This is a genomic window from Streptomyces corchorusii (assembly GCF_001514055.1).
Classification (GTDB): domain Bacteria; phylum Actinomycetota; class Actinomycetes; order Streptomycetales; family Streptomycetaceae; genus Streptomyces; species Streptomyces olivaceoviridis.
The window spans coordinates 576599-591472 of record NZ_KQ948353.1 but is presented as its reverse complement, the minus strand read 5'-3'; the positions used below and the strand labels follow the sequence as shown (position 1 = coordinate 591472).

Here is a 14874-nt window from a genome sequence, read left to right as displayed (position 1 = left end):
GCCAGGGTAATCAGTGACGTGTCCACGGCCCCTCGGCCGGTGCTGCCGACATCGTTGTCCCCCGCCCCCTGGATGGCGATGCGGGGACCGGGGTCCGACGATGGTGCCGTGGGGTACGGCCGCCGCCGCAGCGCCGGTGCCGTCCGAGGCCGCCGGGGGACGGAGGCCGGCCCCGGCCGCGGTCAGCGGCCGGAAGGGAGGACACCGTCATGCTGGAAGTGAAGACGGTCGAGAAGCCGGACGAACGGCGCGACTTCCCCCGCGGCCACCTCGAAGCCCTTCACCTGACCGGGCTCGACTTCGCGGTGGGCACGTTCGAACCCGGGTGGCGCTGGTCGGAGAGCGTGGCGCCGATCGCGGGCACCGAGAGCTGCATGGTCCACCACAACGGGTACGTGGTGCGGGGCCGGATGCACATCCGCATGGACGACGGCGGCGAGAGCGAGGTCGGCCCCGGCGACGTCTTCGTCCTCCCGCCCGGCCACGACGCCTGGGTGGTCGGCGACGAGCAGGTCGTGCTGTACGACTTCGCCGGGACGATGGCGAACGAGTACGCGAAGGGCTAGGGCCTCTCGTTTGGATCATGCCGGGCTCGCGGGCCCTGGCAGCGGTCCGGCGGGGCCGGTCTACACGTCGAAGACCCGCGCGCCCTCCTCCGCGAAGGCGATCGTGTCCGTGTGGCCGAACAGGCCCGGGAGACCGCCGGTGTGGAGGAAGACCGTCCGCTCGTCCGGGCGGACGGTGCCGTCGCGGACCGCGGCGTGCAGGCCGGCCAGGGCGCGGCCGGTGTAGATGGGGTCGAGGACCAGGCCCTCGGTGCGGGCGGCGAGCCGGAGGGCTTCGCGTACCGGGGCGGTGAGGGCCGCGTAGCCGGCGCCCACCTGGTCCCGGCGGATCCGCAGGGTGTGCGGCGTGACCGCCTCCGCCGTGAGCGGTGCGGCGAACTCCGCGACCGCCGTGGCCGGGTCGGTCAGCGCGCCCACGTCGACGCCGAGGACCGACCCGCTGCCCAGGGCCGCGACCAGCCCGGCCATCGTGCCGCCCGAGCCGAGGGCCACGACCACCGTACGCAGGTCCGGCAGTTGCTCGCGCAGCTCCGTGCCGCAGCGTACGTACCCCCTGGCGCCCAGCGTGCCGGAGCCGCCGAACGGGATCAGTGCCGGGCGGGCGCCCTCGGACAGCAGCCGCGCGCAGACCTCGGCCGCCGCCGCGTCCAGCCCGGCCTGGTCCACCTCGCCCGCCCAGGCGAGCCGCGCCCCGAACAGGCCGTCCAGGGCGAGGTTCCCGGAGCGGGAGGCGCCCGGGGTGCCGCGCAGGACGAGGACGGCGTCCAGCCCGAGCCGGGCGCCCGCGGCGGCGGTCAGCCGGGCGTGGTTGCTCTGCGGGGCACCGGTGGTCACGAGCGTGTCGGCGCCCTCGGCGACGGCCGCGCCCACCGTCCACTCCAGCTTGCGGATCTTGTTGCCGCCGCCGCCCAGGCCGGTCAGGTCGTCCCGCTTCACCCACAGGTCCTCGGGCCCGAGCCCGAGCGCGGCGGCGAGCCGGGGCGCCGGTTCCAGAGGGGTGGGGAAGGTGCTCAGCGGCACGGGCGGGTGGGTCATGGGGACGTCCTTGAGTCGGTGTCGGCGTTGGGGTCAGTCGATCACGGCGGGGCACCTCGCGTCATACCGGCGGCGGGGTCCGTGATCTCGCGCGGAGCGGATCAGCCGGGCATGGTCACGTGCCCGGGTCTCACACCGGCAGCAGGCCCGCGATCAGCGCGCTGAGCTGGGCCGCCGTGCGGCACTCGTGCATCTCGACCAGCTCGGCGTACGCCGGCGCGGCCGAGTCACCGGTGCCCCAGCGGTCGCGTGGCTCGGGGTTGAGCCAGTAGACGCGCCGGGCCCGCCGGGCCAGCTCGCGTACGGCGGGGAGGTTCGGGTCGCTCATGTTCGTACGGGCGTCACCGAGGACGAACACCGTCGTACGCGGCCCCACCGCACCGCCGTACCGCTCGGCGAACTCGCCCAGCGCCACGCCGTAGTCGCTGCTGCCGTGCCAGCCGGTGAGCGTGGCCTCGGCGCGGATGCGGGCGCCGAGCCCGTCGGGGTCGGCGCGGCCGTGGTCGAGCAGGCCGGTGACCTCGTCGAGCCGGTTGACGAACGCGAACACGCGCACCTTGCCGAACTGGTCGTGCAGCGCCTGCACGAGGAGCATGGTGAAGTCCGAGAAGCCGGACACCGAGCCCGACACATCGCAGAGCAGCACCAGTTCGGGCCGGACCGGGCGGCGCCGCCGCAGCACCGGCCGCATCGGCACGCCCCCCGTGGACAGCGAGGAGCGCAGGGTGCGGCGCAGGTCGATCGTGCCGCGCGCGGCCCGGCGGCGGCGCGCGGCGAGCCGGGTGGCCAGCTTCCGCGCCAACGGCTGGACCGCGCGGCGGAGTTCGGTCAGCTGGTCCCGGTTCGCGATCAGGAAGTCGACCCGGTCGGCGGTCGGCCGCACGCCCCGCCGCGCGATCTCGTCCCGCCCCCGCCGCTCGGCCACCCGGCGCCGGGCCTCCGCCCCCACCAGCCGCCGGAACTCCTCGATGCGGCGGCGGATCTCGTCGTCCAGCAACCGGTCCGCGAACCCGGCGCCGCCGTCGCCGTCCCGGCCCCGGACGTCGGCCCGCACCCGGGCCAGCAGGGTCTGGGGCCGCAGCCGGTCCAGGGTCTGGTACGCCGACCAGCCGTCCGATCCCGGTGAACTCCCGTACCCGCCCAGGCCGTCGACCGCCTCCGCCGCCAACCGGGCCATCATCGCCCGGTCGTCGGCGGCGAGCGCCTCGGCCAGCCGGTCGCGCAGGGCTTCCCGGTCCCGGGGAGCGTCCTCGGGACCGCCGACTGCGCGCGGGAAGTAGAGGTCGAAGACCGGGTCGAACAGGGCCCGTTGACCCGGTCCGTGCAGCAGCGTCGCCGCCAGCCCCTCACGCAGCCGCTCCCGGTCCGCGAGTCCCAGCGCCTCCACTGCCCGGGCCGCGTCCACGGTCTCCCCGGTGCCGATCCGCACCCCGTGCGCGCGCAGCGCCGCGACCAGGCCGGTGATCCGGTCCGCGACGGCGGTCACAGCGCGTCCAGGTCGAGCTTGGCCGCCGCCTTCTGGATGTCGTCCTGGTGCTTGAGGATCACCCCGAGGGTGTCCCGTACGACGGTCTCGTCCAGCGTGCCGGCGCCCAGGGCGAGCAGGGTGCGGGCCCAGTCGATGGTCTCTGCGACGGACGGCACCTTGCGCAGGTCCATCGCGCGCAGCGCCCCGACCACCCGGACCACCGACTCGGTCAGCGCCGCGCCGAGGCCGGGCACCTTCAGCCGTACGATCCGCCGCTCCAGCTCCTCCTCGGGGAAGCCGATGTGCAGGAACAGGCAGCGGCGGCGCAGCGCCTCGGACAGCTCGCGGCCGGCGTTGGAGGTGAGGACGACGAACGGGCGGCGGGTCGCCGTGACGGTGCCCAGCTCCGGGACCGTGACCTGGAAGTCGCTGAGCACCTCCAGCAGCAGCCCCTCCATCTCGACGTCGGCCTTGTCGGTCTCGTCGATGAGCAGCACGGTCGGCTCGTCGCCGCGGATGGCGGTCAGCAGCGGGCGGGGGAGCAGGAACTCCTCGGTGAAGATGTCGGTGCGGGTCTCGTCCCAGCTCTCGCCGCGGCCCGCGCTGATGCGCAGCAGTTGCTTGGCGTGGTTCCACTCGTACAGGGCCCGGGACTCGTCCACGCCCTCGTAGCACTGGAGCCGGACCAGCCGGGCGTCGGCCACCTGGGCGACGGCCTTGGCCAGCTCGGTCTTGCCGACCCCGGCGGGGCCCTCCACCAGCAGCGGCTTGCCCAGCCGGGCGGCGAGGAACACGGTCGTGGCGACGGCGGGGGAGGCGAGGTAGCCGGTCTCGGCGAGACGGGCGGAGACGTCGTCGACGGACGTGAACAACGGGGCCTCCGGCGGGGTCGGGGACAGGGTCCGGGAGGAACGGTTTCCGATCTCCTATCTAAGCGCTTGTTCACCCTCCGCGCCATCGTGTACACCGATCGGTATCCTCCGCGTCGGCGTCGCGGTAATCTCGCGGTATGACCAGCACACAGAAGGCGTCCCCCCGCGACCGGCTGCTCGACGCCGCCGCACGGCTCTCCTACCGCGACGGTGTGTCCATCGGCATCGAGGCCCTGTGCCGGGAGGCGGGCGTCTCCAAGCGGTCGATGTACCAGCTCTTCGAGAGCAAGGACGACATGCTGGCCGCCAGCCTGGAGCGGCGGATGCCGGCGTACCAGTCCCGGCTGACCCACCCCGATCCAGCGTCCGCGACCCCGCGCGAGAGGATCCTGTACGTCTTCGAACAACTGGAGAAGGGCTCCGCGGAACCCGAGTACCACGGCTGCCCCTACCTGGCCGTGCTGGTCGAGGTGAAGGATCCCGAGCATCCGGCGAGCGTGGTCGCCCGCGAAGCCAAGGAGACGCTGCTGAGCGCCTTCCGTGAGGAGGCGGAGAGCGGCGGCGCGCGGGATCCCGAGCTGCTCGCCCGCCAGCTCCTGCTCGTCTTCGACGGCGCCAGCGCCCGCGCCGGCGCCCGGGTGGAACACCTGGACGACGCACTCGCCACGACCACGGTGACGGCCCTGCTGGACGCGGCGGGAGTCCGCTAGGACGCACCGGAGGGATGCGTGCCGCGGCGGCCCGGGTTCGCGTGCGCGCCGCACCGCACGGACCTTCAGGGCCCCCGTCCGGGCCACCACAACGCGCCGCCGTCCTCGCCCGTACGGTCCAATGGACCCGTGAGCGCGCCCCCGGACGACTGCCTCGCGCGGAACGAGTGGATCTGCGGTGCCTATCTGAGCACCCGCCGCCAGATCCTGCTCGACGCGGTCGTCCAGCACCTTGAGCTGACCTTCCTGTCGGTCCTGATCGGCCTGGTCATCGCGCTGCCGCTGGCGGTGCTGGCTCGCCGTTGGGGCTGGGCGGCCGGGCCGGTCCTCGCCGTGACGACGATCCTCTACACCATCCCGTCGCTGGCCATGTTCTCGCTCCTCCTGCCCCTCTACGGCCTCTCGGCCACCCTGGTCGTCGCCGGACTCGTGCTGTACTCGCTCACCCTGCTCGTCCGGAACATCCTCGCCGGCCTGCGCGCGGTCCCGGAGGAGACCCGGCAGGCCGCGCGGGGTCTCGGCTACGGCCCCGTCCGCCTGCTGCTCACCGTGGAACTGCCCCTGGCCCTGCCCGCCGCGATGGCCGGACTGCGCATCGCGACCGTCTCGGCGGTCTCGCTGCTCACGGTCGGCGCGATCGTCGGCTTCGGCGGTCTCGGCAACCTCATCTACGCCGGCATGAACACCTACTTCAAGGCGCAGGTGCTCACCGCGTCCGTGCTGTGCGTGCTGATCGCCGTCGCCGCCGACCTGCTCCTACTGGGCGTACAGCGGCTGATCACCCCCTGGACGCGGGCGGCCCGGTCATGAGCACCCTCACCGCCGCCTGGGACTGGCTCACCGACCCCACGCACTGGACGGGCGACGACGGCATCCGGCACCGGCTGCTCCAGCACCTCCTGCTCACCGTCGTCTGCCTGGTCCTCAGCTGCCTGATCGCGCTGCCCGTGGCGCTCGTCCTCGGCCACCTCGGCAAGGGCGGCGCGCTCGCCGTGAACATCTCCAACGTCGGCCGGGCCGTGCCCACCTTCGCCGTACTGGTCCTGCTCCTGCTGACCCCGGTCGGGAGGTGGGGGGACGGCCCCACGGTGGTCGCCCTCGTGCTGTTCGCCGTACCGCCGCTGCTCACCAACGCCTACGTCGGCATGCGCGAGGTCGACCGGAGCGTCGTCCAGGCCGCCCGGGGCATGGGCATGACCGGCCGACAGCTGCTGTTCCACGTGGAACTGCCCCTGTCGCTCCCCCTGCTGCTGAACGGCGTGCGCATCGCCGCCGTCCAGCTCGTCGCCACCGCCACGATCGCCGCGCTCGCGGGCGGCGGCGGCCTCGGCCGGATCATCACGGCGGGCTTCAACCTGGCCAGCACGCCCCAGGTGGTCGCGGGCGCGCTGCTCGTCGCGGTGTTCGCCCTGCTCGTCGAGGGTGTCTTCGAGATCGCCGAGCGAGTGGCACCGGCCTGGGTCCGGGGCGGCCGATGAGACACCGTACGGCACCTGCCGCCTCCCCCCTTCCCGGCCACCGCACGGCACGCGCCTCGCCCGCCCTCCTCAGCCGCCGTACCGCACTCGCCACGGCCGCCCTCCTCGCGCTCGGTGCCTGTGCCACCGGCCCGTCCCTGGAGGACCGCGGGCAGGTCACCGCCCCGCCCGGGGACAGCCGCCACCTGACCATCGGCTCGGCCGGCTTCACCGAGAGCGATCTGCTCGCCCAGATGTACGCCCAGCTGCTCGACCAGGCCGGCTACAAGACGTCCCTCCTCACGGTCGCCAACCGGGAGCTGTACGAACCCGCCCTGGAGTCCGGCCAGATCGATGTCGTACCCGAGTACGCGGCGACCCTGGCCGACTGGCTGAGCGCCAAGACCCACGGCGCCGACGCGCCCCCGGCCGGCTCGCCGGACCTCGGCGCCACGATGAAGGCCCTGCGCGCCCTCGCGGCACCCCGCGGCCTCACCGTCCTCCCGCCCGGCCGGGCCGTCGACCAGAACGCTTTCGCGGTGACCGCCGCCTACGCCCGCCGGCACCACCTCAGGACCCTCAGCGACCTCGGCGCCTCCGGACTGAAGGTACGCCTCGCGGCGGGCGACGAATGCGTGCGACGGCCGTACTGCGCGCCCGGGCTGAAGAAGGTGTACGGCATCCACATCACCGGCATCGATCCCAAGGGGGTCGGCACCACCCAGGCCAAGCGGGCCGTGCAGGAGGGCCGCGACCAGATGGTGCTGACCACCACCACCGACGCCACCCTCGACGCCTTCGGCCTGGTCCTGCTCGCCGACGACAAGCGTTTGCAGAACGCCGACTACGTCGTCCCCGTCGTCAACCGCGCCCGCGCGGGCGGCGCCGGCGTCGCGAAGGCGCTCGGCAGACTCAATGACGTGCTCACCACCGCCGACCTGGCCGCCATGAACCGGCAGGTGGACAGCTGGCGGCGGCTGCCCGCCGACGTGGCCCGCACCTATCTGAAGGACAAGGGCCTGCTGAAGTGACCCGGGTTAGGCGTCCGCCACCGAGTCGAACGGCACCTGCCCCCGCGTCACCCCGCGCGCGTCGGCGTCCACCGAACGGCGCAGCGCCTCGTGCAGCTTCGCCGGGGTCAGCACACCGAGGAACCGCGCCCCGTCCAGCACGGCGACCCACCCGGCGTCGTGCTGGAGCATCACCCCGAACGCCTGCTTCAGCGGCGCGCCGACCGGCACCCAGGCGGTCATGCGGTGGGCGAGGTCCCCGACCGTGCCGCCCGCCGGCAGTTCCTCGACGCCGACCCAGCCGTGCAGGTCACCGCCCGGGTCCAGGACCACCGCCCACCGGGCGCCCGCGGACCGCAGCCGCTCCAGCGCCCGCGCGGCGGGCTCCTCCGGGCGGGCCACGGGCGGCTGCTCCAGGTCGTCCGGCTCGATCGCGGTGACCGACAGCCGCTTCAGCCCGCGGTCCGCGCCCACGAAGGAGGCGACGTACGGGGTCGCGGGCGCCCCCAGCACCGCGCCCGGCGTGTCGAACTGCTCGATGCGGCCCTGCCCGTACACGGCGATCCGGTCGCCGAGCCGGACGGCCTCCTCGATGTCGTGCGTGACCAGCAGCACCGTCTTGCGCACCGCCGCCTGCATCCGCAGGAACTCGTCCTGCAACTGCTCCCGCACCACCGGGTCGACCGCGCCGAACGGCTCGTCCATCAGCAGCACCGGCGGATCCGCGGCCAGCGCCCGCGCCACGCCGACCCGCTGCCGCTGCCCGCCGGACAGCTGCTCCGGATAGCGCGGCCCGTAGGTCCGCGGATCCAGCCCCACCAGCTCCAGCAGCTCGGCCGCCCGGGCCCGCGCCTTCGCCCGCTTCCAGCCGAGCAGCGCCGGCACGGTCGCGGTGTTGTCCAGGACGGTGCGGTGCGGGAAGAGGCCCACCTGCTGGATGACGTACCCGATCCGGCGGCGCAGCCGGACCGGGTCGACGGTCGCGATGTCCTCGCCGCCGACGAGGATCCGGCCCGAGGTCGGCTCGATGAGCCGGTTCACCATCATCATGGTCGTCGTCTTGCCGCACCCGGAGGGCCCGACGAGCGTGACCAGTTCCCCCTCGGCCACCTCGAAGGAGAGGTCGTCCACGGCCGTCGTACCGTCCGGGTACCGCTTGGTCACCTGCTCGAACCGGATCATTCCCTCAACGTACGGCAGGCCGCCGCGCGCTTCATTCCGTCGTGCCCCGACCGGCGGACGCCCGGGAGGCGCGGTCAGCCGAGCAGGATCACCTCCAGGGTGCGGGGGCCGTGGACGCCCTCCACCCGGTCCAGTTCGATGTCGCTGGTGGCCGACGGGCCCGAGATCCACGTCAACGGGCGGGTGGGGTCGAGTCGTTCGAGGGCCTGGGGGACGGAGGAGACGACCTGGTCCGGGACGCGCACGACGCAGATGTGGTGGTCCGGGACGAGCGAGATGCGCCGCCGGCCCTGGTCCGGGGAGCCGTCGAGCACGATCGTGCCGGTCTCGGCGATCGCCACGGCACATCCCGTCACCACACTGCCCACCCGGTCCAGCCGCTGGGCGGTGTCCGCCACCCGGTCGTGGATCCGCACGGGATCGGCGGCGGACAGCCACTCCGGCGGCAGCCCCGGAGGAACCAGCACCTCCCGGGAGCCGCGCTCGGCCAGCAGCCGCATGACGAGCAGCGGCAGCTCCTCCGCGTCGCAGCGGTGCACGATGGCCCGGTAGTCCACCAGGTTCTCCGCCAGCAGCTCCACCGTCTCCTCGGTGGTCCGCCGCTCGTGCTCGCGCAGGTAGTCCCGGGGGACGGCCTCCTCGTACGGCCCCTCGTCAGCGGGCACGTCCGCGAGCGCGCGCCGCACCCGGCCCAGGATCCGCTCCCTGCTGCTCACTTCGCACCGTCCTTCCCGCCGCGCGTGCGCTGCCACCAGTCCCGGAACGGTTCCGGCGGCACGGCCGGCAGGTCCCGGGTACCGCTCCACGCCCGGCCGGGGCCGGGCAGGGTACGGGGGTGCAGCCGGCGGGTGCGGGAGGCCAGCCGCTGGCCCGTGCGCAGGGCGCCGGGGTGCGTGAACGCCCAGCGCGCCGCCCGCATCGCCGCCCGCTCGGCCGCGTGCCCCTTCGCCGGCCGGAGCACCACCGTGTTGCCCCGCCGCACCGCAGGACCGCCCTCGACCACCCGCTCCCGCAGGTGCACCAGCACCTCGGGGATGTCGATGGCCACCGGGCACACCTCGTAGCAGGCCCCGCACAGGCTCGACGCGTACGGCAGGGAGGCGTCGATCTCGCTCGCCGTGCCCCTCAGCTGGGGGCTGAGGATGGCGCCGATGGGGCCCGGGTAGACCGAGCCGTACGCGTGCCCGCCCGCCCGCTCGTACACCGGGCACACGTTCAGGCAGGCCGAGCAGCGGATGCAGCGCAGCGCCTGGCGGCCGACCCGGTCGGCGAGGGTGTCGGTGCGGCCGTTGTCGAGCAGGACCAGGTGGAAGGCGCGCGGACCGTCGCCGTCCGTCGTTCCGGTCCACATGCTGGTGTACGGGTTCATGCGCTCGGCGGTGGAGGAGCGGGGGAGGGTCTGGAGGAAGACCTCCAGGTCGCGCCAGGTGGGCACTACCTTCTCGATGCCGACGACCGAGATGAGCGTCTCCGGCAGGGTCAGGCACATCCGGCCGTTGCCCTCGGACTCCACGACGACCAGCGTGCCGGTCTCGGCGACCATGAAGTTGGCGCCGGAGACGCCGACCTTGGCGCGCAGGAACTTCTCCCGCAGGTGCAGCCGGGCCGCCTCGGCGAGTTCGGCGGGCGTGTCCGTCAGGCCCTCCGGGGCCGGGCGGCCCCACTCACCCATCTCGGTGCGGAAGATGTCGCGGATCTCGCCCCGGTTGCGGTGGATGGCCGGGACCAGGATGTGCGAGGGGCGGTCCTTGCCCAACTGCACGATCAGTTCGGCGAGGTCGGTCTCGTAGGCGCGGATGCCCTCGGCCTCCAGGGCTTCGTTGAGGCCGATCTCCTGCGTGGCCATGGACTTGACCTTCACGACCTCCGACTCGCCGGTCTCCTTGACCAGCCGGGCGACGATCCGGTTGGCCTCCTCGGCGTCCGCCGCCCAGTGGACCGTACCGCCGGCCGCGGTGACCGACTCCTCCAACTGGACGAGGTAGCGGTCGAGATGGCGCAGGGTGTGGTCCTTGATCCGCCTGCCCGCCTCGCGCAGCGCCGCCCAGTCGGGCAATTCGCCCACCGCCTTGGCCCGTTTGGCCCGGATGGTGTGGGTGGCGTGCCGCAGATTGCCCCGCAGGACGGGGTTGTGGACGGCGTCGTGCGCGGCCTTCGGGAAGGCCGGCATGCCGAGATACGTTCCGGTCATACCGCCGGTTCCTCCTCCGTGCTCGCCAGGATCTCCGCGATGTGCACCGGCCGCATGCGCGTGCGCAGCCGGCTCATCGTGCCGCCGAGGTGCATCAGGCAGGAGTTGTCGGCCGCGCACAGCACCTCCGCGCCGGTCGACTCCGCGTTGCGCACCTTGTCCGCGCCCATCGCCGCCGACACCTCCGCGTTCTTCACCGCGAACGTGCCGCCGAAGCCGCAGCACTCCTCCGCGCCCGGCAACTCGACCAGCTCCAGCCCCTTGACGGCCCGGAGCAGCCGGCGCGGCCGGTCGCCGAGCCCCAGCCCGCGCAGCCCGTGGCAGGTCGGGTGGTAGGTCACCGTGTGCGGGTAGTAGGCCCCGACGTCCGTCACCCCGAGCACGTCGACCAGGAACTCCGTCAGCTCGTACGTCTTCGGCACCACCGGCGCCAGCGTCCGCGCCAGCACGTCCCCGCGCCCCTCGGCCCGGGCCCGCTCGCCCATGCGGGGATACAGCTCGCGCACCATCGCCCCGCACGACCCGGACGGGGTCACGATCGCCTCGTACTCCCCGAAGACATCGGAGAAATGCCGGGCCAGCGGCTCGGCCTCATGCCGGTAGCCGGTGTTGTAGTGGGCCTGTCCGCAGCAGGTCTGCGCCATCGGGAAGTCGACGTCGACACCCAGCCTGGTCAGCAGCTTCACCACGGCCCGGCCGGTGTCCGGATACAGCGTGTCGTTGACACAGGTCAGGAACAGGGCGACACGCATCGCGGCTCCTCGGTGTCGGTCATCGGACGAGTGAAGGGTAGTCGGCGGGCGGCGCCGACGGGAGACCGCGGCTCACCGCGCGGCGAGCCGGGCCTGGGCCGCCCGCCACGGGCCGGTGTCGCCGCGGGGCGTGTACCGGGTGAGCGGCTGGGTCCGGACGAGCAGCCCGCGCAGGGCGGCGAGGTCGCCGGCGAGCCCGTCCGCGCGGGCCTGCACGAGCACGTTGCCGAGGGCCGCCGCCTCGGTGGCGCCGGCCACCACCGGCAGCCCGCAGGCGTCGGCCGTCAGCTGGCACAGCAGCGCGTTGCGGGTGCCGCCGCCGACCAGGTACACCACGTCCACCGGATGATCGGCCAGCCGCTGCGCGTCCAGCACGGCCCGCCGGTGGGCGAGGGCCAGCGAGTCGAGGATGCAGCGGGTGGTCTCGGCCGGGGTTCCCGGCACCGGCTGCCCCGACGCCCGGCACGCCTCGGCGATCCGCTCCGGCATCCGCCCCGGCGCCAGGAACGCCTCGTCCCCGGCGTCCACCACCGAGCGCAGCGCCGGCACGGTGGCCGCCTCCCGCAGCAGCGTTCCCAGATCCGGCTCGCCCCAGGCCCGTACGCACTCCTGGAGCAGCCACAGCCCCATGATGTTGCGCAGGTAGCGGACGGTGCCGTCGAGCCCCAGTTCGTTGGTGAAGTTCGCGGCCCGGCTCTCCTCGGTGAGCACCGGGGCGGACAGTTCCAGGCCGGCCAGGGACCAGGTGCCGGTGCAGATGTAGGCGAAGCGCTCCCCGGCCGCCGGGACGGCGGCCACCGCCGACGCGGTGTCGTGCGAGCCGACGGCCGTCACCGGCACCGGACCGGCGAGGCCCGTCTCCGCCAGCACCTGTGGCCGCAGCGTCCCGGCCGGATCGCCCGGCCGGCGCAGCGGCGGGAACAGCCCGAGGTCGATGCCCAGCCGCTCGGCGACCTCGTACGACCAGTCCCGGGTCCGGGGATCGACGAGCTGGGTGGTGGAGGCGTTGGTCAGCTCGGTGCCCTGCTCGCCGGTGAGCCAGTACGCCAGCAGGTCCGGGACCAGCAACAGCCGCCTGGCGTGGGCGAACTGCTCCGAGGCGCGGGCGGCCGCGAGCTGGTACAGGGTGTTGAACGGCGCGTGCTGGATGCCCGTCGCCGCGTACAGCTCCGCCGCCGGCACGGTCGCCCACACCTTCTCCGCGACCCCCTCGGTGCGGGCGTCGCGGTAGTGCACCGGGTTGCCGAGCAGGGCCCCGTCGGCGTCCAGCAGGCCGTAGTCGACGGCCCAGCTGTCGATGCCCACGGAGGCGAGCCGTCCACCGCAGTGGGCGCCGGCCGCCCGGAGCCCGTCGAGGACACCGCCGTAGAGCGCCAGGATGTCCCAGCGCAGCCCCTCCGGTACGCGCACCGGCCGGTTGGGGAACCGGTGCACCTCGCTCAGCTCCACCGAGTCCGGACTCACCCGCCCCACCATCACCCGCCCGCTGGAAGCGCCGAGATCGACGGCGGCGTACGACTTCACGCCCGCGCTCATCGCAGGAACGCGGCCGCCACACCCGCGTCGACCGGGATGTGCAGCCCGGTGGTGTGGGTGAGCTCCCCGCCCGTGAGCGCGAACACGGCGTTCGCCACGTGCTCGGGCAGCACCTCCCGCTTCAGGATCGTCCGCTGCGCGTAGAATTCACCCAGCTTCTCCTGCGGCACCCCGTACACCGCGGCCCGCTGCGCCCCCCATCCCCCGGCGAAGATCCCGGACCCGCGCACCACACCGTCCGGGTTGACCCCGTTCACCCGGATCCCGTGCTCACCCAGCTCGGCGGCCAGCAAGCGCACCTGGTGGGCCTGGTCGGCCTTGGTGGCGGAATATGCGATGTTGTTGGGCCCGGCGAACACGGCGTTCTTGGAGGCGATGTAGACGATGTCGCCGCCCAGCCCCTGCACGGTCATCACCCGTGCCGCCTCCCGCGACACGAGGAAGGAGCCGCGGGCCATGATGTCGTGCTGGAGGTCCCAGTCCCTGACCGACGTCTCCAGCAGCGGCTTGGAGATGGAGATCCCGGCGTTGTTGACGACGAGGTCCACCCCGCCGAAGGCGAGGGAGGCCGCCTTGAACGCGGCGGCGATCTGCTCCTCGTCGGTGACGTCCACGGTGACGGCGACGGCCTTGTCCGGCCCGCCCAGTTCCTCGGCGACGGCCACGGCGTTCTCGCCGTTCAGATCGGCGACGACGACACACGCCCCCTCCGCCGCCAGCCGGTGCGCGATGGCCTTCCCGATCCCGCTGCCGGCCCCCGTCACGAGCGCGACGCGCGTGGCGAGCGGCTTGGGCTTCGGCATCCGCTGGAGCTTGGCCTCCTCCAGCGCCCAGTACTCGATCCGGAACTTCTCGGCTTCCTCGATCGGCGCGTACGACGACACGGCCTCGGCCCCGCGCATGACGTTGACGGCGTTGACGTAGAACTCGCCCGCCACCCGGGCGGTCTGCTTGTCCTTGCCGAAGCTGAACATGCCGACACCCGGGACGAGCACGATGGCCGGGTCGGCGCCGCGCATGGCGGGGGAGTCGGGCAGGGCGTGCCGCCGGTAGTAGGCGGCGTACTCCTCGCGGTAGGCGGCGTGCAGCTCCCGCAGCCGGGCGACGGCGTCCTCCAGCGGCGCGGCCGGCGGCAGGTCCAGCACCAGCGGCCGGACCTTGGTGCGCAGGAAGTGGTCGGGGCAGGAGGTGCCGAGGGCGGCCAGCCGGGGGTGCTCGGCGCGGGCGAGGAAGTCGAGGACGGCCTCGGAGTCGGTGAAGTGCCCGACCTGCGGCCGGTCCTGGGACGCCAGGCCCCGGACGTACGGCGCGAGCGCGGCGGCCCGCTCCCTGCGCTCGGCCTCGGGCAGGGCCTCGTACCCCTCGACGACCGGCCCGAAGGGCTCCGCCTTCCCCTTCTCGGCGAGGAACGCCTCGGCGGTCCGGATGATGTGCAGCGAGTTGCGCTCGCACTCCTCGGACGTCGATCCCCACGCGGTGATCCCGTGCCCGCCGAGAACGCACCCGATGGCCTGCGGGTTGGCCTCCTTGATCGCGGCGATGTCCAGTCCGAGCTGGAACCCGGGCCGCCGCCACGGCACCCACACCACGCTGTCCCCGAAGCACTCGGCGGTCAGCTTCTCCCCGTCGGCCGCGCACGCGAGCGCGATCCCCGAGTCGGGATGCAGGTGGTCCACGTGCGGGGCGTCCACCAGGCCGTGCATGGCGGTGTCGATGGAGGGCGCGGCCCCGCCCTTGCCGTGCAGACAGTAGTCGAACGCGCCGACCATCTCGTCCTCGCGCTCGACACCGCGGTACACGTCCACGAGGGCCCGCAGCCGGTCCAGGCGCAGCACGGCCAGCCCGGACGCGGTGAGCGTGCCGAGGTCGCCCCCGGAGCCCTTCACCCACATCAGCTCCACATCACCCCCGGTGACGGGATCGGTGGCGCTGCCCTTGGCCGACGCGTTCCCGCCGGCGTAGTTGGTGTTACGGGGATCGGAGCCGAGCCGGTGGGAGCGGTCGAGGAGGGCGTCGACTTCGGGACGGGTGGTCATGACTACCGGTTCCTTCCAGGAGGGGGGACGTGGTGAAGGGGCGCGGGGCCGTGTCGGTA

General features: G+C 73.7%; 14 protein-coding genes. 5 read left to right on the top strand and 9 right to left on the bottom strand.

The genetic code is table 11. The annotated features are described in order from the left end of the window. Positions 1-209 precede the first annotated feature (209 nt). A complete protein-coding gene (locus AQJ11_RS09685; protein WP_058083128.1) occupies positions 210-566 on the top strand; it encodes a cupin domain-containing protein in 357 nt (118 codons plus the stop codon). Positions 567-626: 60 nt separating this feature from the next. Here the strand turns inward: AQJ11_RS09685 and AQJ11_RS09680 are convergent, their stop codons facing one another. From AQJ11_RS09680 to AQJ11_RS09670, 3 genes are all read right to left on the bottom strand, one after another. Further along, entirely contained in the window at positions 627-1601 is a 975-nt protein-coding gene (locus AQJ11_RS09680) for a D-cysteine desulfhydrase family protein (RefSeq protein WP_059262617.1), read from the bottom strand. A gap of 130 nt (positions 1602-1731) precedes the next feature. Beyond that, positions 1732-3087 carry a vWA domain-containing protein gene (locus AQJ11_RS09675; protein ID WP_059262615.1) on the bottom strand — a complete coding sequence of 452 codons (1356 nt, stop codon included), beginning with the start codon at positions 3085-3087 and terminating at the stop codon, positions 1732-1734. Further along, a complete protein-coding gene (locus AQJ11_RS09670) occupies positions 3084-3941 on the bottom strand; it encodes an AAA family ATPase (protein ID WP_014676571.1) in 858 nt (285 codons plus the stop codon). Before AQJ11_RS09670 ends, AQJ11_RS09675 begins: the two co-directional genes overlap by 4 nt. Positions 3942-4078: 137 nt before the next feature. On the opposite strand from AQJ11_RS09670, the gene AQJ11_RS09665 reads away from it, so the two are divergent. The 4 genes from AQJ11_RS09665 (at position 4079) to AQJ11_RS09650 (ending at position 7139) form a co-directional block, all read left to right on the top strand. Next, positions 4079-4651, top strand: a complete 573-nt coding sequence (locus tag AQJ11_RS09665) for a TetR/AcrR family transcriptional regulator (protein ID WP_059262614.1) — start codon at positions 4079-4081, stop codon at positions 4649-4651. Between the two features lie 129 nt (positions 4652-4780). Beyond that, positions 4781-5461 (top strand): ABC transporter permease, encoded by a 681-nt coding sequence (locus AQJ11_RS09660; protein WP_014676573.1) that lies wholly within the window; start codon positions 4781-4783, stop codon positions 5459-5461. After that, on the top strand, positions 5458-6129 hold the full coding sequence (locus AQJ11_RS09655; RefSeq protein WP_059262612.1) for an ABC transporter permease: 672 nt from the start codon (positions 5458-5460) through the stop codon (positions 6127-6129). Before AQJ11_RS09660 ends, AQJ11_RS09655 begins: the two co-directional genes overlap by 4 nt. Continuing rightward, the gene (locus AQJ11_RS09650) at positions 6126-7139 is read left to right on the top strand and encodes an ABC transporter substrate-binding protein (protein ID WP_244218167.1); all 1014 of its coding nucleotides are present in this window, start codon (positions 6126-6128) and stop codon (positions 7137-7139) included. Before AQJ11_RS09655 ends, AQJ11_RS09650 begins: the two co-directional genes overlap by 4 nt. Positions 7140-7145: 6 nt before the next feature. Here AQJ11_RS09650 and AQJ11_RS09645 read toward each other — a convergent pair whose 3' ends face one another. The 6 genes from AQJ11_RS09645 to AQJ11_RS09620 all read right to left on the bottom strand — a co-directional run bounded on the left by AQJ11_RS09645 (position 7146) and on the right by AQJ11_RS09620 (position 14815). Then, positions 7146-8300, bottom strand: coding sequence for an ABC transporter ATP-binding protein (locus AQJ11_RS09645; protein ID WP_059262610.1), 1155 nt, complete (start codon positions 8298-8300; stop codon positions 7146-7148). Positions 8301-8374: 74 nt separating this feature from the next. Beyond that, positions 8375-9016, bottom strand: a complete 642-nt coding sequence (locus AQJ11_RS09640; RefSeq protein WP_059262608.1) for a LutC/YkgG family protein — start codon at positions 9014-9016, stop codon at positions 8375-8377. Beyond that, a complete protein-coding gene (locus AQJ11_RS09635; protein ID WP_058083136.1) occupies positions 9013-10491 on the bottom strand; it encodes a LutB/LldF family L-lactate oxidation iron-sulfur protein in 1479 nt (492 codons plus the stop codon). The genes AQJ11_RS09640 and AQJ11_RS09635 overlap by 4 nt, the downstream gene beginning before the upstream one ends. Next, a complete protein-coding gene (locus AQJ11_RS09630; protein ID WP_059262605.1) occupies positions 10488-11243 on the bottom strand; it encodes a (Fe-S)-binding protein in 756 nt (251 codons plus the stop codon). Before AQJ11_RS09630 ends, AQJ11_RS09635 begins: the two co-directional genes overlap by 4 nt. Positions 11244-11315: 72 nt before the next feature. Continuing rightward, positions 11316-12779 (bottom strand): rhamnulokinase, encoded by a 1464-nt coding sequence (locus AQJ11_RS09625; protein ID WP_208616468.1) that lies wholly within the window; start codon positions 12777-12779, stop codon positions 11316-11318. Further along, positions 12776-14815: a bifunctional rhamnulose-1-phosphate aldolase/short-chain dehydrogenase gene (locus tag AQJ11_RS09620; protein ID WP_059262601.1), complete on the bottom strand. Its 2040-nt coding sequence runs from the start codon at positions 14813-14815 to the stop codon at positions 12776-12778. Before AQJ11_RS09620 ends, AQJ11_RS09625 begins: the two co-directional genes overlap by 4 nt. Between the last annotated feature and the right edge of the window lie 59 nt (positions 14816-14874).